This is a genomic window from Nonomuraea sp. NPDC049504 (assembly GCF_040676845.1).
In the GTDB taxonomy this organism is placed as follows: Bacteria; Actinomycetota; Actinomycetes; order Streptosporangiales; family Streptosporangiaceae; genus Nonomuraea; species Nonomuraea salmonea.
In genome coordinates this window covers 1-23,927 of record NZ_JBFAPT010000033.1, presented here as the reverse complement: position 1 = coordinate 23,927, position 23,927 = coordinate 1, and the positions used below count along the sequence as shown (strand labels likewise).

Annotated in this window: 20 protein-coding genes; 4 read left to right on the top strand and 16 right to left on the bottom strand. The window is 72.7% G+C overall.

Translation table 11 applies throughout. The annotated features are described in order from the left end of the window. The first annotated feature begins 18 nt into the window (after window positions 1-18). Window positions 19-726: an MBL fold metallo-hydrolase gene (locus AB0K28_RS43090; protein ID WP_364382031.1), complete on the top strand. Its 708-nt coding sequence runs from the start codon at window positions 19-21 to the stop codon at window positions 724-726. Window positions 727-788: 62 nt separating this feature from the next. Here AB0K28_RS43090 and AB0K28_RS43085 read toward each other — a convergent pair whose 3' ends face one another. The 5 genes from AB0K28_RS43085 to AB0K28_RS43065 all read right to left on the bottom strand — a co-directional run bounded on the left by AB0K28_RS43085 (window position 789) and on the right by AB0K28_RS43065 (window position 8,700). After that, window positions 789-4,661, bottom strand: coding sequence for a beta-ketoacyl synthase N-terminal-like domain-containing protein (locus AB0K28_RS43085; protein WP_364382028.1), 3,873 nt, complete (start codon window positions 4,659-4,661; stop codon window positions 789-791). Between the two features lie 23 nt (window positions 4,662-4,684). Continuing rightward, a complete protein-coding gene (locus AB0K28_RS43080) occupies window positions 4,685-5,728 on the bottom strand; it encodes a ketoacyl-ACP synthase III family protein (RefSeq protein WP_364382025.1) in 1,044 nt (347 codons plus the stop codon). 12 nt (window positions 5,729-5,740) lie between these two features. Beyond that, the gene (locus tag AB0K28_RS43075; protein WP_364382022.1) at window positions 5,741-5,992 is read right to left on the bottom strand and encodes a phosphopantetheine-binding protein; all 252 of its coding nucleotides are present in this window, start codon (window positions 5,990-5,992) and stop codon (window positions 5,741-5,743) included. Continuing rightward, window positions 5,989-7,041, bottom strand: coding sequence for a ketoacyl-ACP synthase III family protein (locus AB0K28_RS43070; RefSeq protein WP_364382019.1), 1,053 nt, complete (start codon window positions 7,039-7,041; stop codon window positions 5,989-5,991). Before AB0K28_RS43070 ends, AB0K28_RS43075 begins: the two co-directional genes overlap by 4 nt. Window positions 7,042-7,377: 336 nt before the next feature. Further along, the gene (locus AB0K28_RS43065) at window positions 7,378-8,700 is read right to left on the bottom strand and encodes a cellulose binding domain-containing protein (protein WP_364382016.1); all 1,323 of its coding nucleotides are present in this window, start codon (window positions 8,698-8,700) and stop codon (window positions 7,378-7,380) included. Window positions 8,701-9,052: 352 nt separating this feature from the next. Between AB0K28_RS43065 and AB0K28_RS43060 the strand changes: the two genes are divergently transcribed. Beyond that, a complete protein-coding gene (locus AB0K28_RS43060; protein WP_355426658.1) occupies window positions 9,053-9,274 on the top strand; it encodes a hypothetical protein in 222 nt (73 codons plus the stop codon). Window positions 9,275-9,332: 58 nt separating this feature from the next. Here the strand turns inward: AB0K28_RS43060 and AB0K28_RS43055 are convergent, their stop codons facing one another. The 10 genes from AB0K28_RS43055 to AB0K28_RS43010 form a co-directional block, all read right to left on the bottom strand. Continuing rightward, on the bottom strand, window positions 9,333-10,280 hold the full coding sequence (locus AB0K28_RS43055; RefSeq protein WP_345385162.1) for a U32 family peptidase: 948 nt from the start codon (window positions 10,278-10,280) through the stop codon (window positions 9,333-9,335). Beyond that, window positions 10,277-10,477, bottom strand: a complete 201-nt coding sequence (locus tag AB0K28_RS43050; protein WP_364382012.1) for a hypothetical protein — start codon at window positions 10,475-10,477, stop codon at window positions 10,277-10,279. Before AB0K28_RS43050 ends, AB0K28_RS43055 begins: the two co-directional genes overlap by 4 nt. Next, window positions 10,474-11,250, bottom strand: a complete 777-nt coding sequence (locus tag AB0K28_RS43045) for an FCD domain-containing protein (RefSeq protein WP_364382009.1) — start codon at window positions 11,248-11,250, stop codon at window positions 10,474-10,476. The genes AB0K28_RS43050 and AB0K28_RS43045 overlap by 4 nt, the downstream gene beginning before the upstream one ends. A 278-nt stretch (window positions 11,251-11,528) precedes the next feature. Further along, a complete protein-coding gene (locus tag AB0K28_RS43040; RefSeq protein ID WP_345385164.1) occupies window positions 11,529-12,164 on the bottom strand; it encodes a hypothetical protein in 636 nt (211 codons plus the stop codon). A gap of 102 nt (window positions 12,165-12,266) precedes the next feature. Further along, the gene (locus AB0K28_RS43035; protein WP_364382006.1) at window positions 12,267-13,253 is read right to left on the bottom strand and encodes a hypothetical protein; all 987 of its coding nucleotides are present in this window, start codon (window positions 13,251-13,253) and stop codon (window positions 12,267-12,269) included. Then, window positions 13,228-13,803 carry a sigma-70 family RNA polymerase sigma factor gene (locus tag AB0K28_RS43030; protein ID WP_364382003.1) on the bottom strand — a complete coding sequence of 192 codons (576 nt, stop codon included), beginning with the start codon at window positions 13,801-13,803 and terminating at the stop codon, window positions 13,228-13,230. Before AB0K28_RS43030 ends, AB0K28_RS43035 begins: the two co-directional genes overlap by 26 nt. Beyond that, window positions 13,800-14,027 carry a hypothetical protein gene (locus AB0K28_RS43025; protein WP_364382000.1) on the bottom strand — a complete coding sequence of 76 codons (228 nt, stop codon included), beginning with the start codon at window positions 14,025-14,027 and terminating at the stop codon, window positions 13,800-13,802. The genes AB0K28_RS43030 and AB0K28_RS43025 overlap by 4 nt, the downstream gene beginning before the upstream one ends. 174 nt (window positions 14,028-14,201) lie before the next feature. Beyond that, window positions 14,202-15,179 (bottom strand): hypothetical protein, encoded by a 978-nt coding sequence (locus tag AB0K28_RS43020; protein ID WP_364381997.1) that lies wholly within the window; start codon window positions 15,177-15,179, stop codon window positions 14,202-14,204. A gap of 152 nt (window positions 15,180-15,331) precedes the next feature. Further along, window positions 15,332-17,929 carry a rifamycin-inactivating phosphotransferase gene (gene rph, locus AB0K28_RS43015; protein ID WP_364381994.1) on the bottom strand — a complete coding sequence of 866 codons (2,598 nt, stop codon included), beginning with the start codon at window positions 17,927-17,929 and terminating at the stop codon, window positions 15,332-15,334. 127 nt (window positions 17,930-18,056) lie between these two features. After that, window positions 18,057-21,077 (bottom strand): BTAD domain-containing putative transcriptional regulator, encoded by a 3,021-nt coding sequence (locus AB0K28_RS43010; protein ID WP_364381991.1) that lies wholly within the window; start codon window positions 21,075-21,077, stop codon window positions 18,057-18,059. 390 nt (window positions 21,078-21,467) lie between these two features. Here AB0K28_RS43010 and AB0K28_RS43005 point away from each other — a divergent pair, with 390 nt between their 5' ends. Both AB0K28_RS43005 and AB0K28_RS43000 read left to right on the top strand, forming a co-directional pair. Further along, a complete protein-coding gene (locus tag AB0K28_RS43005; protein ID WP_364381988.1) occupies window positions 21,468-22,217 on the top strand; it encodes an antibiotic biosynthesis monooxygenase in 750 nt (249 codons plus the stop codon). A 19-nt stretch (window positions 22,218-22,236) separates the two neighbouring features. Continuing rightward, window positions 22,237-23,406, top strand: coding sequence for a low temperature requirement protein A (locus AB0K28_RS43000; RefSeq protein ID WP_364381985.1), 1,170 nt, complete (start codon window positions 22,237-22,239; stop codon window positions 23,404-23,406). A 73-nt stretch (window positions 23,407-23,479) separates the two neighbouring features. Here the strand turns inward: AB0K28_RS43000 and AB0K28_RS42995 are convergent. Beyond that, window positions 23,480-23,927: hypothetical protein (locus tag AB0K28_RS42995; protein ID WP_364381982.1), on the bottom strand; the 448-nt coding region annotated here is incomplete at its 5' end.

The following is a 23,927-nucleotide window of genomic DNA, read 5'->3' as shown; positions in this document are numbered from 1 at the left end:
CAGCCCCCGGAAGAGACCATGCGACTCGCACCTCATCTGCACCGCCTCGGCAACGACATCGTGGCGTGCTACCTCATCGACACCCCCGAGGGCATCACGCTGATCGACGCGGGCCTGCCGGGGCACTGGCAGGACCTGCAGGACGAGCTGCGTTCCCTCGGCAAGACCGAGGACGACATCCGCGGGCTCATCCTCACGCACGGCGACTCCGACCACCTCGGGTTCGCCGAGCGCCTGCGCAGCACCCATGGCGTGCCGGTGTTCGTGCACGCGGGTGACGCCGTGCGCGCCCGTACGGGAGAGAAGCCCAAGGTCGCGGCGGGTCCCATGCGGATCGGCCCCACGGTCGGGTTCTTCGCCTACTCCCTGCGCAAGAACGGCCTGCGCACCCGCTACGTCAAGGAGGTCACCGAGATCGCCGACGGGGACGTCCTCGACCTGCCCGGCAGCCCGGTCATCGTGGGCATGCCGGGGCACTCGCCGGGGAGCGTGGCGGTGCACGTCCCGATCGCCGACGCGGTCTGCGTCGGCGACGCCCTGACCACACGCCACGTCCTGACCGGCCGCACCGGCCCCCAACCGGCCCCCTTCACCGACGACCCGGCCGAGGCCCTCGCCTCGCTTGACCGCATCGCCGGCTTGCAGGCGTCCTGGGTCCTGCCCGGACACGGCGCCCCTTGGCACGCCTCCCCCGCCGAGATCGCCGACGCCACCAGAAAGGCCTGATGACCTGGGCGGGCGGCCCGAGGCTCGGGCCGCCCGCCGCTCAGCCGCCGCTCAGCCGCCGCTCAGCCGGCGATCAGGGTCGGGCCGTCCTGGGCCTCCGGCTCCGGGCGGGGAGCGGTGAGGAGTTCGGCCAGGTGAGTGGCGATCGCGGTGATGGTGGGCTGCTGCCACAGCAGGGTCGCCGGGAGGCGGCAGCCGAAGCGCCGTTCCAGGCGGCGGCGGACCATGACGGTCATCACCGAGTCCAGCCCCTGCTCGACGAGCGGACGCCGGAGCGCCAGATCGTCGGGGTCCAGCCGCATCACGGCCGCGATCTCCGCACGGACCTCGGGCTGCACGCGCTCGCGCAGCTCCTCGGGTGACAGGCCGGTGAACGACTCGGCGGGGCCGCGCGGGTCGTCCTCCGCCGGGGCGGGGGCGTCGATCACCGGGTAGCGCAGGCCCGTGAGGTGGCCCAGCACGCGGCCGTCCACGTCTGCGATCAGCGCCCGTACGGTGTCCTCCGCCTCGGGGTCCATCGCCGCGTCGATGATCACCGTGGCCGGCGGCGTGCCGGTCAGGACCACCTCGTCGATCCGCACCACCATCCGCAGCACCGGCTCTCCGGGGAACACGCAGGGCGCGACGGACATCGCCGCGTCCAGCGCCGCCGACCAGCTCCCCCGCTCCCCATGGACGGTGGCGCGGAGGGCGCCCTCGGCGCCGAGGAGGGTCCCGATCGTCCAGTCGAAGCCCGTGGACGGGACTCCGACGGAGGCGAGGCGCTGGTGGACGTAGCCAGGGTCGAGGGGGCGCAGGTCGCCGGCGTCCGGGAGGACGTCTGGCTTGACCTGGCGGGCGGCCGACACGTCGGCGGCGGCGTGCACGAGCCAGGCCGGTTCAGGCTCGCCGGGGGCCGCCGGGGTGCGGGCGGCGAGGCGGACGGCCGGGGGTTCGTGGACGACCTGGATCTCCCGGCGTTCCGCGGTCATCAGGGGGTGCAGCATCTCGACGCCGGTCAGCGTGACGTCCTCGTCCGGCCCCTGGGCGGCCGCTCGCAGGAAGGTGTTGACCAGGACGGCGGCCGGCACGATCTCGACGCCGTTCAGCGCGTGGCTGCCCGGGTAGGGGCGGTCGGCGTCCTGGAGGCTGGTGCGCCACACGCGGACGTCGCTGCCGGCGACGCTGGTCACGGCGCCCAGCAGGGTGTGGGAGTCCGCGTCGTGGCCCGGGTGGTCGTTCGAGGCCGAGGAGTCGCGCCAGTGGCGGCGGTGCTGCCAGGCGTACGGGGGCAGCGTGGTCAGGCCGCCGGACGGCTGGAGGCGCCGCCAGTCCACCTCGACGCCGTGGCAGTGGGCGGTGCCGACCGCGATCTCGAAGGTGGGCAGTTCGGGCTGGTTGCGGCGCAGGGTGGTGCCGACGAAGACGTCCTCGTACCCGTGCTCCGACAGCGTCTCGGTGACCGAGTGCGCGACCACGGGGTGCGGTGAGATCTCCAGGAACACGCGGTGGCCGTCCTCGGCGGCGGTCGCCGTCGCCGCGGCCAGCCGTACGGGGTCGCGCAGGTTGGCCGCCCAGTACGCGCTGTCCAGCACCGGCGTGGACCGGGGGTCGGGCAGCGTGGTCGTGTACATGGGGATGCGCGGCGCGCCGAACGCGAGCCCGGCGGTGGCGGCGGCCAGCTCGACGGCCAGCGGCTCCATCTGCGGGCTGTGGAAGGCGACGTCGGAGGCGACCCGCCGGACGATGATGCCCTCGGCGGGCCACTCGTCCAGCACGGCCTCGACGGCGGCCGGGTCGCCGGACAGCACCGTGGACCCGGGCGCCGACGCGATGGCCGCCACCAGGTCGGTCCGCCCGGCCAGCCGCTCCGACGCCTCCTCGAACGACAGCCCGACCATGGCCATGGCGCCCTTGCCCGCGGCCTGGCGCAGCAGCCGGGAGCGGCGGCAGATGAGACGGGCGCCGTCGGCGACGCTCATGGCACCGGCGGTCACCGCGGCGGCGATCTCGCCGACGGAGTGCCCGATGACGGCCACGGGTTCGACGCCGTAGGCGTTCCAGAGCCGGGCGAGGCCGAGCTGCATGACGAAGATCATGGTCTGGACGCGGTCGATGGCGTCGAGGTCGCCGCCGGTCAGGACCTGGCGGGGGGAGAACCCGATCTCCTCGGCGAAGATCGGCTCGACCTCGTCGACCAGCGCGGCGAACTCCGGCACGGCCAGCAGCTCACGCCCCATCCCGCGCCACTGGCACCCCTGCCCGGCGAACACCCACACGGGCCCGGGCCCGAGGTCCGGCAGCACGTCCCCGGTGATGACGGTCTCGGCGGGCACGTCGTCGGCGAGCCTGCGCAGAGCGGCGACGAGGTCGTCCCGCCCGGCGGCGGTCACGACCGCACGGCGCGCCAGGTGGGTACGGCGCAGCGCCAGCGTGTGCCCGACCGACGCCGGCCCAGCTCCGGCCTCGGAGGACGCCGGCCCGGACCCGCCCCAAGGAGAGCCCGGCTCGGACGACGCCGGACCGGGTCCGGTTTCGAGGTGGTCGGCGAGGCGGGCCGCGTACCCGCGCAGGGCCTGGGTGGAGGCGGCGGACAGGGGGAAGAGGCGCTCGCCCGCATCCCCTTCCTCGGGTCGCTCTTCGACGGGAGGCGCCTGTTCGAGGAGGATGTGGGCCACCGTGCCGCCGTAGCCGAAGCTGGACACGCCCGCCCTGCGGGGGTGGTCGCGGGCCGGCCAGGCGGTGGGCTCGGTCACCACGCGCAGGCCCGAGCTCTCCCATGGGATGGCCGGGTTCAGGGTGGTCAGGACGGTCGGCGGGATCTCGGCGCGGTGCAGGGCGAGCACGGCCTTGATGACGCCGGCGATGCCGGCCGCGCCTTCGAGGTGGCCGATGTTCGACTTGACCGAGCCGATGAGGCACGGGTCGCCGGCGGGACGGGCGGCGCCGTAGACGGCCGACAGCGCCGCGGCCTCCAGCGGGTCGCCGAGCCGGGTGCCGGTGCCGTGCGCCTCGACGTAGTCGACGGTGGACGGCTCGACCCCGGCCTGCCGGCAGGCGCGGGCCATCACGTGCTCCTGGGCCTCGCCGCACGGCGCCATGATGCCGTTGGTGTGGCCGTCCTGGTTGACGGCGCTGCCGATGACGAGCGCGAGGACGCGGTCGCCGTCGCGCCGCGCGTCCGACAGCCGCTTGAGCACGACGACGCCGCAGCCCTCGCCGCGCCCGTAGCCGTCGGCGGCGGCGTCGAACGACTTGGAGCGCCCGTCGGGCGCGAGGGCGCCCGCGGTGCCGAGGGTGAGGGTCTGGCCGGGCGTGGCGAGCAGGTTGACGCCGCCGGCCAGGGCGACGTCGCTCTCGCCGAGCCGCAGGCTCTGCGCGGCGAGGTGCAAGGCGACCAGCGACGCCGAGCAGGCGGTGTCGATCGCCATGCTGGGGCCGCGCAGATCGAGGGAGTAGGAGACGCGGTTGGCGACGGCGCAAGTGGCGGCGCCGATCCCGGTCCACGCCTCGATCTGGGGCAGGTCTTCGAGCAGCCGGCCGCCGTAGTCGGCGGTGCAGACGCCGACGAACACGCCGGCGTCGGTGCCGGCCAGCGTGTGCGGCGGCACGCCCGCGTGCTCCAGGGCCTCCCACGCGGTCTCCATGAGCAGGCGCTGCTGCGGGTCCATCAGCTCGGCCTCGCGCGGCGACAGGCCGAAGAACTCGGCGTCGAAGCCGTCGATGTCGCGCAGGAAGCTGCCATGACGTACGGCGTCGCGCAGCGCGGCGGCGTCCTCGGGACTGCGCCGCTCGTACGGGCGCCACCGGCCGCCGGGCAGCGGCGCGGTGGTGTTGCGGCCGGCGCGCAGCAGGTCCCAGAACTCGTCCGGTGCGTGCACGTCGCCGGGCAGGCGGCAGCCGATGCCGATCACCGCCACGGGTTCTGGACGGTCTGCGCGGGGGCTGTCGGCCATGCGCGTCGGTTTCCCTTCGGTGTTCAGAGCCATTGAGGGGTGTCGATGATCTCGATGACGGCGCCGGAGACGGTCACGCCGGGCCCGGTGCCCAGCATGAGCAGGTGGTCGCCTGGGCCGAGCCGGCCGGTGATGAGCAGGTGGTCGAGGGACAGGACCTGGTCGGCGGCGCCGCAGTGGCCGATGGTGCGGCCGTAGTCCCAGGTGGAGCGGGACATGGGCAGGTCGAGCAGGGCCATGCAGCGCTGCTCGACGATCTCCCGCGAGTAGTTCATGAACGCGACCTGGGTGAGGTCGGCGGCCTGGATGCCGCTCTCGGCGAGCAGTTGTTCGACGACCTCTTCGAGGGCCCGCTGGATGGAGAACAGCGCGGCGGTGGCCTCACCGGTGGGCATGACCTGGCGGCGGAACTGGTCGCTGCGGGCGGCGAAGCTCATCTTCCTGCCGACGGTGACGCCGGGCGGGAAGAGGGGTTCGCTGCCCCTGTGCAGCTCCTCGGCCTCGGTCACGGTCGTCGTGCAGACGGACGCCAGGCGGGCGAAGCCGGGCTCCTTGGTCAGGACGAGCGCGGCGGCGGCGTCGCCGCCGATGTAGCCGGGGCCCATGCGCCAGCGGTCCATGAGCGGGGTGCCGTAGTTGTCGGCGGCCACCAGCAGGGCGGCGGGCCTGGCGGGGTCGGCGTGCAGGTGGCCGGCCGCGAGCTGGAGGGCGATGAACATGCCGTTGCAGCCCTGCCGGATCTCGGTGGCCAGGGCGTCGCCGCCGACGAGGTGGCGTTGCAGGTAGGAGTGCGGTGGCCAGCCGTCGGGGCCCTGGTGCCAGGTGGAGGCGTACAGGAGGAGGCCGAGGTCGCCGGGCGCGCGGCCGCTGCGCTTGAGCGCGCTGCGCGCCGCGTGCAGGGCCATCTCGGGCGCCGGCGTGTCGCCGGCCACGGCCGCGCCGCCGAGCTGGTGCAGGTCGGCCTCCTCGGCCGGGTACCAGCCCTTGGCGACGGCCTTCTCGACGCTGACGACGGTGCGCGGGAGGTAGGTTCCCACGCCGCCGATGTAGGTGTCCGCGTACCGCATGCCTGCTCCCCGCTACACGGATTCGAGTTCGGTGACCATCGCGGCGATGGTGGCGACGTCGCGGAAGTTCTCGGGGTCGAGCTTGGCGGCGGGGACGGGGACGCCGAGGTCCTTGCGGAGGTAGTTGAGCAGCCGCGCGGTGCGCAGGGAGTCGAGCAGGCCGGAGGCGAGCAGCGGGGTGGTCGCGTCGATGGTGAGGTCGTCGCCGTCCTGGACGAGGTTGTCCTGGATGAAGGCGATCAGCTTTTCGGTGAGCTCGGTCATGCGCGGGTTTCCTTCGTGACGGGGCGGGGGGAAAGGACGCGGAAGGCCGCCGCGGCGACGGAGGTGCCGGAGCCGAACCCGACCATGAGCAGGTGGTCGCCGGCCTTGAGCCCGCCGGTCGCGAGCAGGTGCTCGAAGGCGATGAACTGGTCGACGGCGCCGCAGTGGCCGACGCGCCGCCCGTAGTCCCAGGTCGTCTGGTCCTCCTCGATGCCCAGCCAGGACATCTGCCCGTCGAGGTCCTCGCGCCTGCCGTGCGGGAAGGCCACCCGCGTGATGTCGCCGAGCTCGATGCCGGCCTCGTCGAGGGTCTGCTCTACCTGCTGCATCATCGTCTTCTGGATGGTCAGGTGGATGCCGGTGCCCTGTTTCTCGAGCAGCTTCTGGCGGAACTCCTCGTGCCGGTCGGAGAAGCTGAGCCCGCGCCCGACGGTGGCGTCCGGGGGGAACAGCGGGTAGGCGCCGTCGTTGACCGCGTCGGCCTCGGGGATCACGGCGACGTTGACCGACAGGAGCTCGGCCATGCCGTACTCCTTGCCGAGGATCATCGCGGCGGCGGCGTCGCCGATGAGCGCGCCCGGGGTCATCCGCCAGCGGTCCACCAGCGGGGTGCCGTGGTTGTCGGCGGAGACGACCATCGCCGTCTCGCGCGCGTCGTCGGCGCGCAGGTAGCCGGCGGCCAGCTCCAGCGAGCTGATCATTCCGACGCAGCCGCTCCTGATCTCGAAGGCGGGCACGTGGCCGCCGAGCAGGTGCTGCTGCAGGTAGTGCTGGGGCTGCCAGCCGTTCGGGCCCTGGTGCCAGACCGACGGGTAGAGCAGCAGGTCGAGGTCGCGGGGCGCGGACTCGTCCCAGCGGTCGTAGGCGTCGAGGACGGCGAGCCGCGCCATCTCGGGCGCCGGCATGTCTCCTGCCACGGCCGCGCCGAGCTGCCGGTAGCGCTCCGCCTCCTCCGCCGGGTACCAGCCCTCGCGGACCGCGTGCTCGACGCTCACGCTCTCCGGTACGTGGACGCCGAGGCTTCTGACGAACATATTCGAGGTACGCACACGTCCCCTTTACTCATCGACGATCCCGGACGACGGCCCTCGGGCACGGGAAGGCGGCCGCTGCTGAATGGCGCGGGGTCCGGGGATATCAAGGGCCCGCCCGGTGGGTGAGAAACCGTGAAATGGGCCGGCGGGCCGTTTTCACGGCAAGGATAGGGGCGGCCCGCCGGGCGAGGCAATGGCGGTGTCCAGTATTTGGTCGGCGACATATCGTGACCGGCGCCGGACGGAACGTATTGCATTACCGGCGTTTTTCCACGGCGTTTCGCCGAATGCAATTCGGAATGCGTGCGGCGCCGGGCCCGCGCCTTTCCGCGCGGGCCCGGCGCGGCGGTCTCAGCCGAGCACCCTGGTGCAGGTGACGCCGTTCATCTTGAACTGGGCGGGCGGGTTGTTCGAGCCGGTGGCGGTGGCCGAGAAGCCGAAGCTCTGGCTGGAGCCGGGGCCGATGTAGGTGTTGTGTCCCGCGTCGCGGGCGGTCACCTGGGCGCCGGCCTGGGTGACGGTGGCGTTCCATGCGCTGCTGATCGCCTGGTTGCCCGGCCAGGTCCAGGTGATGGTCCAGCCGGTGACCGGGGTGGTGCCGGTGTTCCTGACGGTCACGCTGCCGTTGAAGGCGCCGTCCCACGCGCCGGTCGCGTACGTGACCTCGCAGGAGGTGCCCAGTTGCAGGCCGCCGCGCAGGAACGTGGTGAAGTTGCTCCATGTGGCGTTGAGCGTGCCGACGCGGCTGGTCTCGCTGCAGTTGGCGGTGGTGCGGACGGTCTCGGCGCCGTACTGGGCGGGGTCCATGATCTGGTCCATCATGTGGTCGGCGGCCGGCACCGAGACGAACGTGGCGCGCCCGCACTGCGCCTTGATGCGGTTGAAGAGCAGCTCGCTCTGCCCGTGCGGCACCAGGAAGTCGGCCTGGCCGTGCAGGAACAGCAGCGGCGGGTCGTTGGCGTCGACGTACGTCATGGGGTTGGCCTGCGCGACAGTCCCCGGGCACGTCTGGATCGCGCAGCCGACCAGCAGCGACTCGGGAGAGGCCGGCGAGTTGTGGTCGAGGCCGCCGCCCGGCAGGTTCTGGGCGTTCATCTGCAGGAAGTCGGTGGGGCTGTAGAAGGCGAGCCCGGTCTGCACGGCGCTGGAGACGCCGGTGACGCCGATGTTGCCTTCGAGCGCGGCGACGCCGCCGGAGAAGACCGCCATCTCGGTCAGCCAGCCGCCCGACGAGTCGCCCGCGATCGCGAAGCGGTTGGGGTCGAGCTGATACGTGGCCGCGTTGGCGCGCAGCCACCTGATGGCCGCCTTGATGTCGTGCACCTGGGCGGGGAAGATCGCCTGGGTGCTGCTGCGGACGCTGACACCGGCCACGGCGAAGCCGAGCGGGTTGAAGATGGCGGCGATCGCCTCGGCGCCCGCCTTGCCGTCGTCGCTGCTCCAGGCCGAGCCGGTGTGCCAGATGAGCAGCGGTCTCGGCGCGGTGCCGGTGTCGGGGAGGTAGAGGTCGAGCAGGTGCCCTCGGCTGCCGGCGGGCTGCGCGGGTGCGTACGCGATATCGGTGACGACCTGCGCTGCGTGCGCCGGCCGGGGTAAGGCTGCTGAGAGACCGACGGCTGCCAGCAGGGCCATCGCCATGCAGACGATCGTGGCCGTGCGGGGTCGAGCGTGCATGGTGCGGCTCCGGATGATCGGCTCACTCGATATGGGCGGCGCCGACCATATGACACCGGAGCGAGAATGGTCAAAGTTTTCCCGCCCGCCCTCCAATGCAACGATAAACCTGCATAAATCGTACTTAAGCACCAAGATCAGCACGGGAGTGTACAGGAGGTCGGATACCCGCCCCCGAGGCGTTCGACGGCCGTTTTCCTACATCCCGAAACAGTGACGCTGACATTACCAGCGGTGATCATGCTGGAAAAGGGCTGGAAAAGGCTGCTGTTGAATCACGCCTGACAATTCTCACGGCGCTGGGTAAGTGATATTGTCCGGCGTCATGATCCCCCCAGTCCCAGGAGGACGAATGCGTAAGGCCCGCGCAGTTGTCAGCACCACCATCATGGCGCTCGCACTGTCGCTGACGATCGGCGCCACTCCGGCACAGGCCACCACCCAGCTCGTCGGCGTCTTCAAGAACCAGTCAGACTGCGAGCGGGTCGGCCGCCAGGGCGTCGCCCAGGGCTGGTGGCACGCCTACAAGTGCGAGTGGGAGAGCCGCTACCGCTACTACTTCCTCTACACCTGACGCACGCGACCGCCCCGGCCCGTGGGGACGGACCGGGGCGGCAGGGGCGGCAGGCCGTTCAGGGCATGGGGATGCGCAGCCGCGCGCCCTCGTCTCCCGGCGCGGTGCCGTGCGCGCCGGGCCGGTGGCGGGCCAGCAGGTCGAGGCCGAGGCGGGCGCGGCGCACCCGTTCGCGGGAGAGCGCCACGGTGGTGGGCAGCAGGTGGGTGCCCGCCGGGTAGACGTCGGGTGCGTTGCGCAGGCCGAACTTGACGTGCACCGGCGCGGCGACCTCGACGAGGGTGGGCAGCTCGTAGTGGCGGACGAAGCCGCCGACGTTGTCGGGCGCCTCCACGTACACGTCGAGCGGGATGTCCACGGCGGCGCGGATCGCGGCGATCTGCGCGAGCGTCAGGTCGGTGGGCAGGTTGAGGCTGTCGGCGCCGAGGTCCTCCAGCACGCGCGCCGACTCGGGGTTGGCGGCGGGCAGCATGACCGAGACCTTGGCCTGCATGTCGGGCGGCAGGTGCCCGGCGGCCCTGAGCCTGCCGAAGATCGAGAGCACGCCGAGGTCGGCGATGAGCACGCTGCGGAAGCCGTGCTCGGCGGCCCGCAGGATCTCGTCGAGCACCGCCGCGACCTGGTCCTGGCCGCGCGCGGCCGGCGCGAGGATGGAGCCGGCGGGGCTGCGGGCCATCGCGGAGGCGTCCCAGCCCGCGCAGGGCCGGGCGAAGAGACTGACCTCGACACCCGCTGAGGCGGCCAGCGCGGCCATCTCCCCCAGCTCGGCATCGGTGAGCAGGCCAACGCCGGTGCCCTGGGAGACGCGGGTGACCGGCACGTCGAGTGTGCGCGCGGCCTCCAGCACGGCCGCCAGACACTCGGGGCCCTCGACGCTCGGGATCTCCACGCGGTACTGCGCGCCGTCCGGGAACCGGCGTGACGAGGCGGGCAGGTCGTGCCGGTCGCCGTCCGGCAGCCCGAGCGCGGTCAGCAGCTCGGCGGGGCGCGGCAGGTTCGCGGTCATGACCGCACCGCCCCGATGTCGGCGCCGTCGCGGCGTTCCCAGCCGTCGCCTACGAGGTTGAAGTGCGCGTCCGTACGGGGATGCGCGGGGCGCGCCTCGCCGACGCGGCGTAGCCCGTCGTCGGTGGTGAGCTCGACGAACGTCGGCTCCCGCCACGGGGTGCCGACGACGATGGTCTCGACTTCGGTGATCTTCACTGTGTCTCCAAGGGATGAGCAGGCGGCTGCCCGGAGCGGGGTCGGCCCTGGCCGTCGGCGATGGGCAGGGCGAGGAAGGCGCGCAGGTCCATGCGGGTCTGGACGAGGTGCTCGCGCATGGCCGCGGCGGCGGCGCGGGCGTCGCGCTCGCGTACGGCGGCCAGGATGCGGGCGTGCTCGTCCATGATGTCGCCCATCGAGCGCCCCCTGGCGAGGTGGCCGCGCAGGCTGCGCAGCCGGCTCTCGTGCATGGGCTCGTCCATCGCCTCGATGAGGAAACTGATCATCTGGTTGCCGCTCGCGGCGGCGAGCACGGCGTGGAAGCGCACGTCGGCCTGGTTGAACGACTCCGCGTCGATGGCCTGCCGCATGGTGTCGTAGGCCAGCTCGAGCGAGGACAGCGCGGTGCGGGTGGCCTGCTGGGCGGCGAGCGTGGCGGCGTGCACCTCCAGCGCCAGGCGTACCTCGACGAGTTCGAGCAGGTTGCGCGGGTCGCGGCGCAGGGAGGCGGCGAAGAAGCCGCTCAGCGGGGCCGCGTTGGGGTGGGCGACGGCGGGACGCCGGCCGCGGCGCACTTCGAGCAGGCCGCGGGCCTCCAGCGTGCGTACGCCCTCGCGGACGGTGAGCCGGCTGACGCCCATCGCGGTGGCCAGCTCGCCCTCCGACGGGAGGAACTGACCCGGCCGCAGGTCGCCGTCGAAGATCAGCTCCTCCAGGTGCCGCACCACGCCCGCGGTGCGCGACTCGCCGTTCAGCTCAGTGTCATCGGCCATCGTTCCCCTGCCGAGTCCGGCATGTCGGGCCCCGGTCCGTCCGGTTCCCTGCCACTGCTCGACCTTCTCACGACTAGGACTGACATACATATCTGATAAATCCACACCAAGCAGTCGGCACCACGAGCCGACAGAGCACCGGTTTCACCGGGATATCGCACGTCACAGCCGTGCCGGGAACGGCGAGATGCGCCAAAGCTCTCGCACGGTTATCTGATGAGTGCCAAGGCAGCCGGAACCAAGGGCCCGTCCGCGATGCGCGGCTGGACGCGCGCCGCCTAGGACGCGTCCCGCCGGCTGAGCGACAGGCCGTGCTCGTCGGCGAACGCCCGCCGGCACAGGCCGTTGCAGAAGCCGTACCGGACGCCCTCGTGCACCAGGGTGAGCGCCGGGTCGTCGAGCGTCACGGCCATACCGCAGACCGGATCGATCGCCTCCGTCTTCTCGGCACCCTTGTCCCGGTACGGGCGGGAGACCAGTTCCATGAGGTCCATGCTGCTCATCTCCCTGCCGAAGATGCCGATGCCGCCCTCCGTGACGCCCTCCAGCAGGACGACCGCGTGCGGCTCGCGCTCCAGGCGTCCCGGGTCGCGGCCGGCGGCACGTTCGGTCTCGGCCAGCACTCCGGTGACGATGCGCGGGATGGGCTCGCACATGTCCTTGCGCCACGACGCGGGGACGGTGACGCGGACGAGGTAGCGCGGCGGGTCGGCGGGAGCCTGCCGGTCGCCGAGCACCCAGGTGGCGGGCTCGTGCACCAGGACCTGCGTGATCGTGCGCTGGGCGTCGATCACCTCCTTGGCGTGGCTGCCGTCGTCCTCGACCATGAGCGTGTCGATGAGGCGGCGGCCCAGCTCCTGCTGCTCCTGCTCGCTCAGGGCTCCTTTGGGTACGTACACGTCGATCAGCAACATCTCGCGTCCTTCTTCTCGGCCAGTCCCTTCCACCATGCCCCCTAGGGGTATCGAGGGTCATCCTTCTCAAGGATGAGCCGCCCGTACCGCGCGGGGAGTAGCTCAGTGGCCGGCGAGGTCCCGCACGGTGGCGGCCCCGGAACGGATCACCCAGACCCCGTCGCCCCCGCCGATCACGTCGGAGCGGGCCCGGAGATGCTCGACGTCCACGCCGTCCGGCCACCACGTCCCCGCCTCCGACCACCGCACCCCCTCCAGCTCGACGTCCGACAGCCGCACCGCGCGCAGGTCGGAGGTCGTGAAGTCGTCGAGGAACTGGCACACCGTGTCCTGGCTCAGCGCGACCTCGCGGCCCAGCCGGTCCCTGATGGCGGCGAGCACCCAGGCGAGCGTGTGTGCGACGAGCGTACGCGTGCCCTCGTGCAGGCCGCCGAGATCGCGGGTGAGGCAGCGGACGAGCTGGCCCGCGAGGTCGCCGTCGAGGTCGCGTTCGAGCGCGTGGGCGAGGTCGAGCACCAGGCCGAGCTCCCTGGCGTGGTCGAGGGCGTGGGCGAGGTGGGCGGCGGTGATCCCGGCGCCGGCGCACCGGGCGATCGCCTGGGCCAGGTCGTCGGCGCGCTCGCGGTCCGCGTGCAGGTGGCGGACGAGCTGGTGCGCGAGCACGCAGGCCCGCCTGCGATCGGCCTGCGGGCGGTCGACGTGGCAGGTCAGTTTGCGGGCCAGGTGGAGGTCGAGGCCCAGGGCGTGGTGGTGGTCGAGCGCGCGGGTGAGGAGACGGTGCGCGGTGCGGACCCGCGGGTGCTGCCGCAGGGCCAGCCGCTCCTTAGCGTCGATGGACGGGAAGGCGTGCTCGCGGCCGGGCCTCGGCACCTCCTCCCTGCCCCCGCCACCCGCGAGCAGGATCGCGCCGAGTCCCGCCTCGACGTCGAGCACCTCGGCCAGGCCGTCGAGCTGGGCGGCGTGACGGGAGTGCAGCAGCACCTCACGCAGCCCGGCCTCGATGTCCAGCAGGCCGTGCAGCTCGTCGATCAGCGCGTTGGGCCACAGGTCGAGCCGTCCTGCGTCATCCTGGCCCGGGGCGAGCATCACGATCCTCCTCCGCGCGTGCGAGGTGGGCGATGGTGGCGCGGCGGGCCTTCTTGAGGCTGGCGCTCACCGCGTTGGGCGAGATGCCGAGCTCCTCGGCGATCTCGGCGGGCGTGTAGCCGCTGAGCGTCCAGGCCATGACCTGGCGCTGGCGGGGCGGCAGGGTGCGCAGCGCCTGCTCGATGTCCTGCCTGGCCTCCCACGCCGCGGCCTCCTCGGGGCGGGGCAGGAGCGCCGTCGGCTCGGGCACCGGGTCCAGCGCCTCCTCGCGCGTCTCCGTGCAGTGCCGGACCAGGGCCCGCGAGGCGACGGTCCGCACCCACGCGGGCGGGTTGTCGATCTCCGGCCAGTGCTGGTACGCCTTCGTCATCGTGTCCTGGGCGATGTCACCGGCCACGCAGATCCTGGCGCCCTGGTTGATGAGGAAAGCGACCAGGCTGTGAATGGCGCTGCGATAGAACGAGGAGAATTCGAGATCGGTGGCGTGGAGGGTCTCCGCCCTGGTTTCCTGGCGCGACGGGCTCAGCCCCTCCTGGGCGTCGGGGTCGCTCATGGGGCCGCATCTGCTCTCGTGGAAAATGTCAGATTTATCGTGACGTGGTGCGATTTTCCATGCTTTTCTACGAGTTGTAGCCGCCCCTCGCCCGCGGCGACCTCGGCGAGCCGTACGAGGTGACGCCCCTGGACCCGGGCATGCCGCAGCTGCCACCGCAGCCGCAGCCATAACGCCAGCAGCGCACCCGCCTGAGCGGTGACGACCGAGATGATGGTGACCACGGCGGTGAGCGTATCCATATGCGGGCCCTTCTGGGACGGTTATCCGGTCTATGTATAAGAGCTCGGAAGCACCGTCGGAATGAACTCGCCGACGGAAATTGTTGGCCGCCAGACCACCCGGGAAATAGCCAGATATCCCCGCAAATTACCCGGCGTCGCCCGCGCAACCGCAGGTCATTTGACGGCGGCCAGATTGACGATCACATACTTGTCGCCCCGCCTGAACACGACGAGATCGTCACCCGGAGCCGTGCGGTACCGGGTGCCGGTGTCCACCCCTTCGACGACGACCGCGGTCTTGGTCGTGACGTCGTGGACCAGCGCGTGACCAGGCGGATAGGCCACGGCGAACCGATCGCGCAGCAACGGCTGCGGGGGCATCACCGTCGCGTCCACCGCACCCTGCGCACGGCCGTCGCGCCCCAGCACCCGCGCCGAGAACGAGCCGTCCGCCCGCACGATGCAGCGGGTGACGCCGCACGCCACGGCGGAACCCGGACCGGGCGCTCGGCGAGTCTGCCCCGTCTCGACGTTCTTGACCGACTGGTACGGCGTCTGCCTCGGATCAAAAGGACCGGGCGAGCCCGCCCAGGGCCAGCTCAGAAGGTGCCGCCCCCGAGTGCCCTCGACCCGTTTCACCGCTCCCCCGGCGGCGACGAACACCCCGCCATCCCCCGCCGACCAGGCGAGCCCCTTCGGCGTGACGGCGAGCCCGGTGACCAGCCCGGCCCGTGAGGGCGGCGGCAGCACGGCCGACGCCACCCGCCGCACCGTGCCCCCACCCACCGGCACGGCCCAGAAATCGGCGGTCCTCTTCTTGCCGCCACGCGCCGTCCGCGCCGTCCACCAGGCGATCCGGCCGTTGCCCACGGTGAAGCCGGCCGGGAAGAGCGTGGTGCCCTTGGGCAGCGGGACGTCGGCGAGCTTCACCGTCTTGCCGCTGCGAAGGTGGCGGACGTACAGACTCTTCCCGGCGCTCAGGAGCAGCCTGGTGGCATCCAGCATGAGCCGCGGCCGCACCTGCCCACCACCGGGCAGGCGCCGCGGCACCTCATGCACGACCTTCTCCAGAGGCTCGGCGGCCCCAGCGTGCGCGGCGGCCCCCGGGCACAGGCCCATGGCCACGGCGACCGCCACACCCGAAGCCGTCACAAGGCGAACCCCGCGAGCTGAACCATCAGCCATCTCGTGTCCTCGATGTAGGGGCGCAGGGGACGGTCGATGCTACGGCGAACGTTTGGAGTGGATCAAGCACGGCCGTGGGCGGGCCGGCGCCCGATGCCCCCCGAGCCGAGGTGGAAGCGTCAGTCGAGGAGTTCGACGTAGCCGTCGCTGCCGTGAACACGGATGCGTTGGCCGTCGCGGATCAGGTGGGTGGCGCGGTCGACCGCCACGACGGCGGGCAGGCCGTACTCGCGGGCGATGACCGCCCCGTGCGTCATGAGGCCGCCGACCTCCGTGACCAGTCCGGCGACGGCCACGAACAGCGGGGTCCAGCTGGGGTCGGTGTAGGCGGTGACCAGGATGTCGCCCTTTTCGAGCCTCGCCTGGGCCATGTCGGTGACGACGCGGGCCCGGCCTTCGACGATGCCGGCTGAGACGGGCATGCCGGGCAGTGCGCCGGGCGGGAGGTCGGCGCGGCGGTACTGGCCGGTCAGCGCCTCGCCGTCGGAGGTGATGACGCGGGGCGGGGTGAGCGTCTGGTGGGTGCGGAACGCCTCGCGCCGCTCGCGGATGAGCGCGGCGTCCGCCTTGCCGGTGCGGACGGCGTCCCGCAATTCGTCGAAGCGCAGGAAGTACAGGTCGGACGGCTCGCGCAGCACGCCGGCCGCGACGAGCCTGCCGGCCTCGCCGAGCAGCGCCTGCTTGTAGACGAAGTAGCGGCTGATCATGCCGAACTTGGGGTATTCGCGGTAGCCGGTGAAGGTGCGGACGCGGTCGATCATCCGCTTGGTCTGCTCGGCCTTGTGCTCGCCGTCCGGCAGGGCGCGCAGGCGGGTCAGGACGTCCCGTTCCTTGCGCCGCGCCTCCTCCAGGCCGCGCTCGAAGTGCTGCTTTCCCGCTCCGGGCGGGAAGCCGGCGACGTTGCCGAGGAGGGCGGGCAGCAGCTCGGCGGGGTTCTCGCTCCAGCGGGTCCTGGTGATGTCGATCTCGCCGGCGCAGCGCATGCCGTACGTGTCGAGGTAGGCGACGATGGCGTCGCGGGCCTCGGGGCCGCCGGGCAGGCCGGCCAGCTCGTCGAGGAAGGCGGCGCCCTCGGGACGCTCGTCGGCGACGCGGCCGAGGAACGCGACGACCTCGGCGTGCGGGCGTAGGACGTCGGCGACGTCGAGCAGGGCGAGCCCCATCTCGGCGGTGACGTTGTGCGGGACGGACTGGGAGAGCACGTTGGCCGCGTTCTTCTCGCCGAGCCACTCTTCGAGGTGCTCGTTGAGCCAGACGGCGGCGTTCATGCCGGCCATGATGACCTGGGTGCCGCGCGGGTCGAACAGCAGCCGCCGCAGCTCGCCGAAGTCGTCATGGATGAAGTCGAGCAGCTCGGGCCCGGTCAGCCCGGCGATCGCGCGCCGCAGGGCGGCCACCGAGTCGGCGTTGGTCCTGATCAGCTCGGTGACGATCTCCGGGTCGGTCTCGATCTCGCCGGGCGGGGCGAGGGTGGGCGGCAGGTCGGTCTCAGCGTCCTCCCGTAGCGGTACGAAGCCACGGTCGAGCACGGTCTGGACGGCGTCCAAGAACAGCGGGTCCGCCGTGCGCATGGCCTCCAGGAACGCGGCCCGTCCGCCAGGAGTGGCCACGATGGGGGCCGCGTCGGCGAACAGCCGCCCGCCCGCCTCCTGCATCGGCCGCGGCGTGGTGAGCTGCCACACCGACAGGCCGAGCGGGCGCATGGCGTCGGTCATCATCTGCTGGTGGCCGACGGAGAGGTAGAGGTGCGGGCCCTGGTCGCCGGCGTCGGGGATGGGGAAGAGGGTGGTGATGGCCCGGCTCTGCACGATGTGGAAGCCGTCGCCGGTCAGGCACCACTCGATGTCCTGCGGATGGCCGAAGTGAGCCTCGATGCGCCGGCCGAGGCGTACGAGCTCGACGGCCTGCTCGTCGGTGAGCGCAGGCGCGGTCTGGCGCTCGGGCTCGACCGGTACGTCCCGCGTGCCGCCGTCCCGCGCCGCCAGCACGGCGTGGGCCTTGGTGGCGACCTGCGCGGTCAGCACGCGGTCGTCGCGGACGGTGTAGACGTCGGCGGGGGCCTGGCCGGAGACGAGGGCGTCGGCGAGCCCCCACACGGCCTCCACCGTGGCGACCTTCCTGTTGGAGGTGACGGGGTCGGCGGTGAACAGCACGCCGGCCGCCTCGGGGGCGACCATGCGCTGCACGACCACGGCCATCTGCACCTTGCGGTGGTCGAAGCCGTTGCGGGCGCGGTAGGTCACCGCGCGCTCGGTGAACAGGGAGGCCCAGCAGCGCCGTACGTGCCGCAGGACCTCCTGGGGGCCCGTGACGTTGAGGTAGGAGTCCTGCTGGCCGGCGAAGGACGCGGTCGGCAGGTCCTCGGCGGTGGCGCTGGAGCGTACCGCGCAGGGGGTGTGCTCGCCGAGCCGGGCGAGCGCGGCGGCGATCTCGGCGGCGAGGTCCCCGGGGATGGTGACGTCCTCGACGGCCCGGCGCACGGCGGCGCTCAGCTCGGCGATGGCCGCGCGGTCGGCGGGGTCGGCGGCGGCCAGCAGGTCGAGGTGCGGTTCGATGGCGGCGGCCACGACCCGCCGGTAGGCGTCGGTGGTGACGCAGAAGCCGTCCGGCACGCGTACGCCGTCGACGCGGGAGAGCTCGGCCAGGTGGGCTCCCTTCCCGCCGGTGTGCGCGGCGTCGGTCGCGTCGGCCTGGTCGAAAGCCAGCACAAAAGGCACGTCCGTTGCTCCAGAGTGTCGTCGGGGCGAATGGCAACGGGCAGTATGAACCATTTCCCGGTTTCTCATGAGGCGCGCTCATCTGCTATAAAGTGAAACTGGCCGGAGGTTTCCCGCCACTCCCCCATCACTGCTGTTGAGCGCCGTACGACTCCAGCAGCGCGGCCACCTCGTCGGCCTCCGGCGCACCCGTCGCACGTAAAATCTCCAGCGCCTCCCGCCACGCGTCCACGGCGGCGGCCAGGTCCCCGGTGTCGCGGTGCACGTCGCCCAGCGCGCGCAGCGCCAGCCCCTGCCGGCGCGGCGCGGGGATCGCCTGGCAGATGCCGATGACCTCGCGCAGCGTGGCGGCGGCCTCGTTCGTACGGCCCTGCCTGCGCCACAGCTGCGCCGTGGTGAACAGCACGCGGGCCTGACCCACGTGGTCGTCGGTGTCGCGGTAGATCGCGAGGCTGCGCAGCAGCAGCCGCTCGGCGCCCGCGACGTCGTCCCGTGCCAGCCTGGCCTCGGCCAGGCCCAGCGCCGCGTACGCGATGCCGCTCGGGAAGCCGAGCGCGTCCAGCCCGTCGAGCGCCTGGCGGAAACTGCCCTCGGCGGCGGCCAGATCGCCGCGGGCCAGCTCGATCTCCCCCAGCACGATCCTGGTGAACTCCCGCGAGCGCACGTCCCCGGTGTCGTCGGCGAGCCCGATCGCCCGCCGGATGAACGGCTCGGCCAGCTCCAGCCGGTTCTGGTTGAAGTGGATGCGGCCGATGCCGCGCACGACGGTGATCTCCGTGCTGCGGTCGCCGGCCCGCGCGAGACCGTCGGCCGCCGCCTCGTAGTGAGCCAGCGCGTCGGCGTTGCGGCCCTGGAGGCGGGCCAGCTCGGCCAGGGTGACCAGGGCCAGCGCGTGCCCGTACCGGTCGTCGGCCTTCTCGAACAGGGCCAGGGCCTCCTCCAGTGCGGCCGCGCAGCCGGTCAGGTCGTCCTGGGCGAAGTGCAGGCGGGCCAGGCCGTGCAGCATGGCGGCCTGGCCGCGGACGTCGCCCGACAGGCGGGCGGCGTGCAGGGCGGTCTCGTGGGTGGCGAGCCACTCGTCGCGCAGGCCGCGGGTCTCGAACAGGCTCATGGCGCTGGTGGCCCAGTCCCAGCACAGCTCGCCGAAGCCGAGGGCGGCGCACTGGCGGACGCCGGCGACGACGTTGGCCCGCTCGGCCTCGATCCAGGCGAGGGGGTCGCGTACGAGGCGGCCGGGGGTGTCCGGCCGCCAGACGATGCCGCCGCCGTGCACGACCCGGTAGTCGCCGCCGCACAGCCGGACGTGCGCGTGCCTGGTCAGGGCCAGCCAGCCGCTGAACACGCGGCGCAGCGCCGCCGCCCGCTCGTGCTCGTCCTCCTCCGCCTCGGCGCGTTCGCGCGCGTACGCCCTGGTCAGGTCGTGGAAGCGGAACCGGACGGCCCCGTCGGCGCCCTGGCCGGCCACTTCGAGCAGCCGCACGTCGGCGAGCTGCTCGATCAGCTGCTCGGCGGCGTCCTCGGAGACGTCGAGCAGCGCGGCCCCGGCCCAGACGGGGAAGTCGGGCGCCTCCAGCAGGCCGAGCCGGCAGAACATGCGCTGCGCCTGCGGCGGCAGGCCCTGGTAGCCGACGCCGATGCTGGCCCTGACCTCGTCGGAGCCGTGGGCGAGCTGGCTGAGCCGGCCGCGGACGTCGCTCATGCGCGAGACCAGGTGACCGAGGTCCCAGTAGGGGCGGGCGGCGAGCTTGGCGCCCGCGATGCGCACGGCCAGCGGCAGCCCGCCGCACAGGCGTACGAGGTCGCGGGCCTCGTCGGGCGCCTCCGCTGTCCTGTCGGCGCCGATGATGTTGCCGAGCAGCTCGACCGCGTCCTCGACGGGCAGCACGCCGAGATCGACGCGCTGCGCGGCGGGCAGCGTGGCCAGCCGGTGCCTGCTGGTGATCAGGACGGCGCAGCCGCGTGTGCCCGGCATCAGCGGGCGCAGCTGGGCCTCGCCGGCCGCGTTGTCGAGCACCACGAGGTGGCGCGAGTCGGCGATCCGCTCGCGGTAGAGCTCGGCGCGCTGGTCGAGGTCGGCGGGCAGCGCCGAGCTGTCCATGCCGAGCGCGCGCAGGAACCTGGCCAGCGCCTCGGCGGGGTCGAGCGGGTGCCGCTCGCAGCCGCGCAGGTCGATGTAGAGCTGGCCGTCGGGGAACTCGCTTCGCAGCCGGTGCGCGACGTGCACGGCCAGCGTGGTCTTGCCCACGCCGCCCGGCCCCGAGATGGCGCTGACCGGCAGCGCGGAGGAGTCGTCGCGCGCCGACAGCAGGGCGGCCGTCACCGCGGCCGCCTCGGCGTGCCGGCCGACGAAGTCGGCGTGTCCTGGCGGGAGCTGGCAGACCGGCCTGCGCTGCTCGGGACCGGCCGCCGGCAGGGCGTCGTCCAGGATGACGGCGTGCAGCCGCCGCAGCTCCTCGCCGGGCTCGATGCCCAGCTCGCCGACCAGCCGCTCGCGCGCCTGCCGGTACGCCTCCAGCGCCCGGTGCCGCTGCCCGGCCCGCGCGTAGCCGAGCATGAGCAGCCGCCAGGCGCGCTCGCTCAGCGGCTGCTCGGCGAGGAACGGCCGCAGCTCGCCGATCACCTCGGTGTGCAGGCCGATGCCGAGCATCGCCTCGGCCCGGTCGAGCCGCGTCTCGTCGAGCCGCTCGTCCAGCTCCGCCACCCGCGACAGCGCCCAGTCGTGCAGCTGCACGCCCTCGGCCGGCCGGCCCCGCCACACCTCCAGCGCCCGCTCGAACCGGCGCACGGCCGCGGCGAGGTCGCCCTGCTCCACCTCGGCCCGCGCCCGCCGCGTCTCCTGCTCGAAGACGAGCAGGTCGAGCTCCTCGGGAGCGACCTCCAGCAGGTATCCGGGACCCACCGTGGACAGGCTGATGTCGGTGCCGAACGTCTTGCGGATGCGTGCGACGTGCGTCTGCAGGTTGGGCACCGCGGAGGCGGGCGGCGTCTCCCACAGCGCGTCGATCAGCCGCCTGCGCGAGACCGGCACGTTGGCGTTGAGGAGCAGCGCGGTCAGCAGCGCGCACTCCTTGCCCTTGAGCGCGACCTCCCGCCCGTCCGCCCGGCACGCGTGGACGGGACCGAGGATGCCGAACGTCGCTCCCGCCATGACCTCCCCTGGATCGAGCTCCGGGTCACCAGTAAGCGGGCAAACGGTCACGCCCGTCAAGGTGCCGGTCATGATCACCCGCAGGTGTCACGATAGGGCAGATCGGGCAGGTAACGCGGCCATCGCTCCCGATCCAGGTCGCCGCCGGTCACCGGGCACGCCGTCTCGTCCAGGTGACGGCGCGGCTCGTACGTCGGCCGGAGGTCCCACAGGACGACATCACCATGCGCGCCGACGCCCGCGCGGACAACGTCCGGCGAGGCCGACGATCACCGTGCGGTCGCACGGTCGCTATGATTCCGCCGCGGACAGGTGTGGGCGGACAAAAACCTCTTTGTCGCCTACGATGCCCGAAGAGCTTGATTACTTGATTACACTCTGGAGGACCTGGTGATCGTCGAGTACATCCGTTACCGCGTCCCCCCAGAAGCGGCCGGGGAGTTCGAGGCCGCCTACCGCCGTGCCGTCGTCCCGCTCGGCGAGGCGCCCCAGTGCCTCGGCCACGAGCTGTCGCGCTGCGTGGACGAGCCCGCCTGCTACGTCCTGCGCATCGAGTGGACCTCGGCCGAGGACCACCTGAACGGCTTCAGGAACAGCGATCACTTCGCCGCGTTCTTCGCGGAGATCAAGCCGTACGTCTCCGCGATCGAGGAGATGCGGCACTACGAGCAGCTCATCACCAAGACCGAGCCGACGCTCTACGAGTGGGCGGGCGGGGCGGCGGCGTTCGAGCGGCTCACCGAGGTCTTCTACGGCCACGTGCTCGCCGACGACCTGATCGGGCCCCTGTTCGCGGGCATGAGCCCCGACCATCCCCGGCACGTGGCGATCTGGCTGTCGGAGGTCTTCGGCGGTCCCGGCCGCTACACCCGCGAGCTGGGCGGCTACCCCCGCATGCTGGCCCACCACCTCAACCGGCACCTGAGCGAGGAGCAGCGCCGGCGGTGGGTGTCGCTGCTCATGGACGCCGCCGAGGAGACCGGGCTGCCCGGCGACCCGGAGTTCCGTGCCGCCTTCGCCGGCTACATCGAGTGGGGCACCCGCATCGCGGTCCAGAACTCGCAGCCCGGCGCGACCCCGCCGGCCGAGGCGCCGGTGCCCCGCTGGGGATGGGGCGTCGCCCCGCCGTACCAGCCCTGACAGACATCGAAAGGCCCCCATGCGACTGCCCAGCTGGTTCGCCGAGCGGCCCGCCGCCGCTCCCGAGCCCGACTTACGCGTCTCCACCCTGGAGCTCTTCTTCGACCTGGTCTTCGTCTTCACCATCACCCAGCTCACCGCGCTGCTGGTGGCCGGCATGGAGGCACCGCCGCCCGGGCATCCCGCCGTGGGCATCGGGGAGAGCGCGCTGCAGGTGCTGCTCGTCTTCGGCGTGATGTGGTGGATGTACGCGGGGTACGTCTGGCTGCTCAACTCCGTGCCACCGGTACGGCCGGCCCGCCGGATCCTGGTCCTGCTCGGCATGGCCGGCTTCCTCGTCATGGCGCTGGCCATCCCGAGCACGTTCATGGGCGGCGGGGTCGCCTTCGCCGTCGGCTACCTGCTGCTGATCCTGGTGCACAGCGCCCTGTACGCGCAGGCCACCCGGGCGATCGTGCGGGTGGTGCCGTTCAACCTGGCCGCGACCGCGCTCATCGGCGTCGCCGGGTTCCTCGAGACGCCCTACTCCTACCTGCCGTGGATCGCCGCGCTCGTCCTGCTGTGGGGCAGCCCGTACTTCATCGGCCAGCAGGGCTTCGCGCTGCGCGCCGCCCACGTGGTCGAACGGCACGGGCTGCTGGTCATCGTGGTGCTCGGCGAGTCGATGCTGGCGCTCGGCATCGGCGCCAAGGACCTGCCGGTCGACCTCGGTCTCGGCGTCGCGGGGGTGCTCGCCCTGTGCCTGGCGGCGTGCCTGTGGTGGGCGTACTTCGCCGGGGAGGACGAGCGGGCCGCCGAGCACACGCTGGCCGCGACCGAGCCGGTACGGCGGACCAGGATGATCCTCGGCGCCTACTTCTACGGGCACATCCCGATGCTGCTCGGCGTGGTGGCGGTGTCGGGCGGCATCAAGAAGGTCATCGGGCACCCCGTCGATCCGCTCAAGCCGTCGGCGGCGATCGTCCTGGCCGTGGGCGTCACCCTCTACCTGGCGGGCGACTTCTGGTTCCGGCGGATGCTCCGGCTGCCCTGGGCGCGCGTCAAGGGCGTGGTCGCGGTCGCCGCGCCGGCCGCCGCTCTGGCCGGCCTGTGGGCGGGGCTGGCGGAGCTGGCGATCCTGGTCGTGCTGCTCGTGGCGATGTTGCTCGCCCTGCACCACCGCGCCCCGGCCGCCGCCGGGGCCGCATAGGCGCCGGACGCCGCGAACGCGGGGAGCCCCCGTCCCGGACGTCCGGGACGGGGGCTCCGCGCTCGTGTCCTTTCTAGGAGGGGGTCGCCGGCGGCCTGAAGATCTGCCACAGGCGGAACACCACCGTCAGTTTCTTGTGGCGGGGAGTGTCCGACTGGTACGCCTTCGACGCAGGGCCCCAGCCGGTGCCCTGGTCGGCGATGCCGTCGGCCTCCCTGGGCGTCGCCCTGGTGTGCGAACCGGTGGGCCGCACCCGGCCGAGCTGCTCGTCGATCGAGCGCTTCTGCGCCTCGCTCAGCCCGCGCGGCTGGGACGAGCTCGTCGGCGACCGCTGGGCCTTGGGCGGCGACTGCCGCTGGACGGCCTTGCGGCTGGTGGGCCGGGTGGCGGGACGGTGCCGGACCGTGGCCTTGGGCTTACTGGCGCGCCGGGTGACCGCCCTGCGTGCGGCGGCCGCACGCCGCCGCGCTCTCGACGGACGAGCGCAGGAGCTTCTCGACCGCGGCCAGTCCGTTGGCCAC

Coding starts and splice junctions, on each gene's coding strand:
- AB0K28_RS43090 (WP_364382031.1), top strand. CDS start 19: ATGCGACTCGCACCTCATCTGCACCGCCTCGGCAACGACATCGTGGCG.
- AB0K28_RS43085 (WP_364382028.1), bottom strand. CDS start 4,661: ATGGCCGACAGCCCCCGCGCAGACCGTCCAGAACCCGTGGCGGTGATC.
- AB0K28_RS43080 (WP_364382025.1), bottom strand. CDS start 5,728: ATGCGGTACGCGGACACCTACATCGGCGGCGTGGGAACCTACCTCCCG.
- AB0K28_RS43075 (WP_364382022.1), bottom strand. CDS start 5,992: ATGACCGAGCTCACCGAAAAGCTGATCGCCTTCATCCAGGACAACCTC.
- AB0K28_RS43065 (WP_364382016.1), bottom strand. CDS start 8,700: ATGCACGCTCGACCCCGCACGGCCACGATCGTCTGCATGGCGATGGCC.
- AB0K28_RS43060 (WP_355426658.1), top strand. CDS start 9,053: ATGCGTAAGGCCCGCGCAGTTGTCAGCACCACCATCATGGCGCTCGCA.
- AB0K28_RS43055 (WP_345385162.1), bottom strand. CDS start 10,280: ATGACCGCGAACCTGCCGCGCCCCGCCGAGCTGCTGACCGCGCTCGGG.
- AB0K28_RS43045 (WP_364382009.1), bottom strand. CDS start 11,250: ATGGCCGATGACACTGAGCTGAACGGCGAGTCGCGCACCGCGGGCGTG.
- AB0K28_RS43040 (WP_345385164.1), bottom strand. CDS start 12,164: ATGTTGCTGATCGACGTGTACGTACCCAAAGGAGCCCTGAGCGAGCAG.
- AB0K28_RS43030 (WP_364382003.1), bottom strand. CDS start 13,803: ATGAGCGACCCCGACGCCCAGGAGGGGCTGAGCCCGTCGCGCCAGGAA.
- AB0K28_RS43010 (WP_364381991.1), bottom strand. CDS start 21,077: ATGGCGGGAGCGACGTTCGGCATCCTCGGTCCCGTCCACGCGTGCCGG.
- AB0K28_RS43000 (WP_364381985.1), top strand. CDS start 22,237: ATGCGACTGCCCAGCTGGTTCGCCGAGCGGCCCGCCGCCGCTCCCGAG.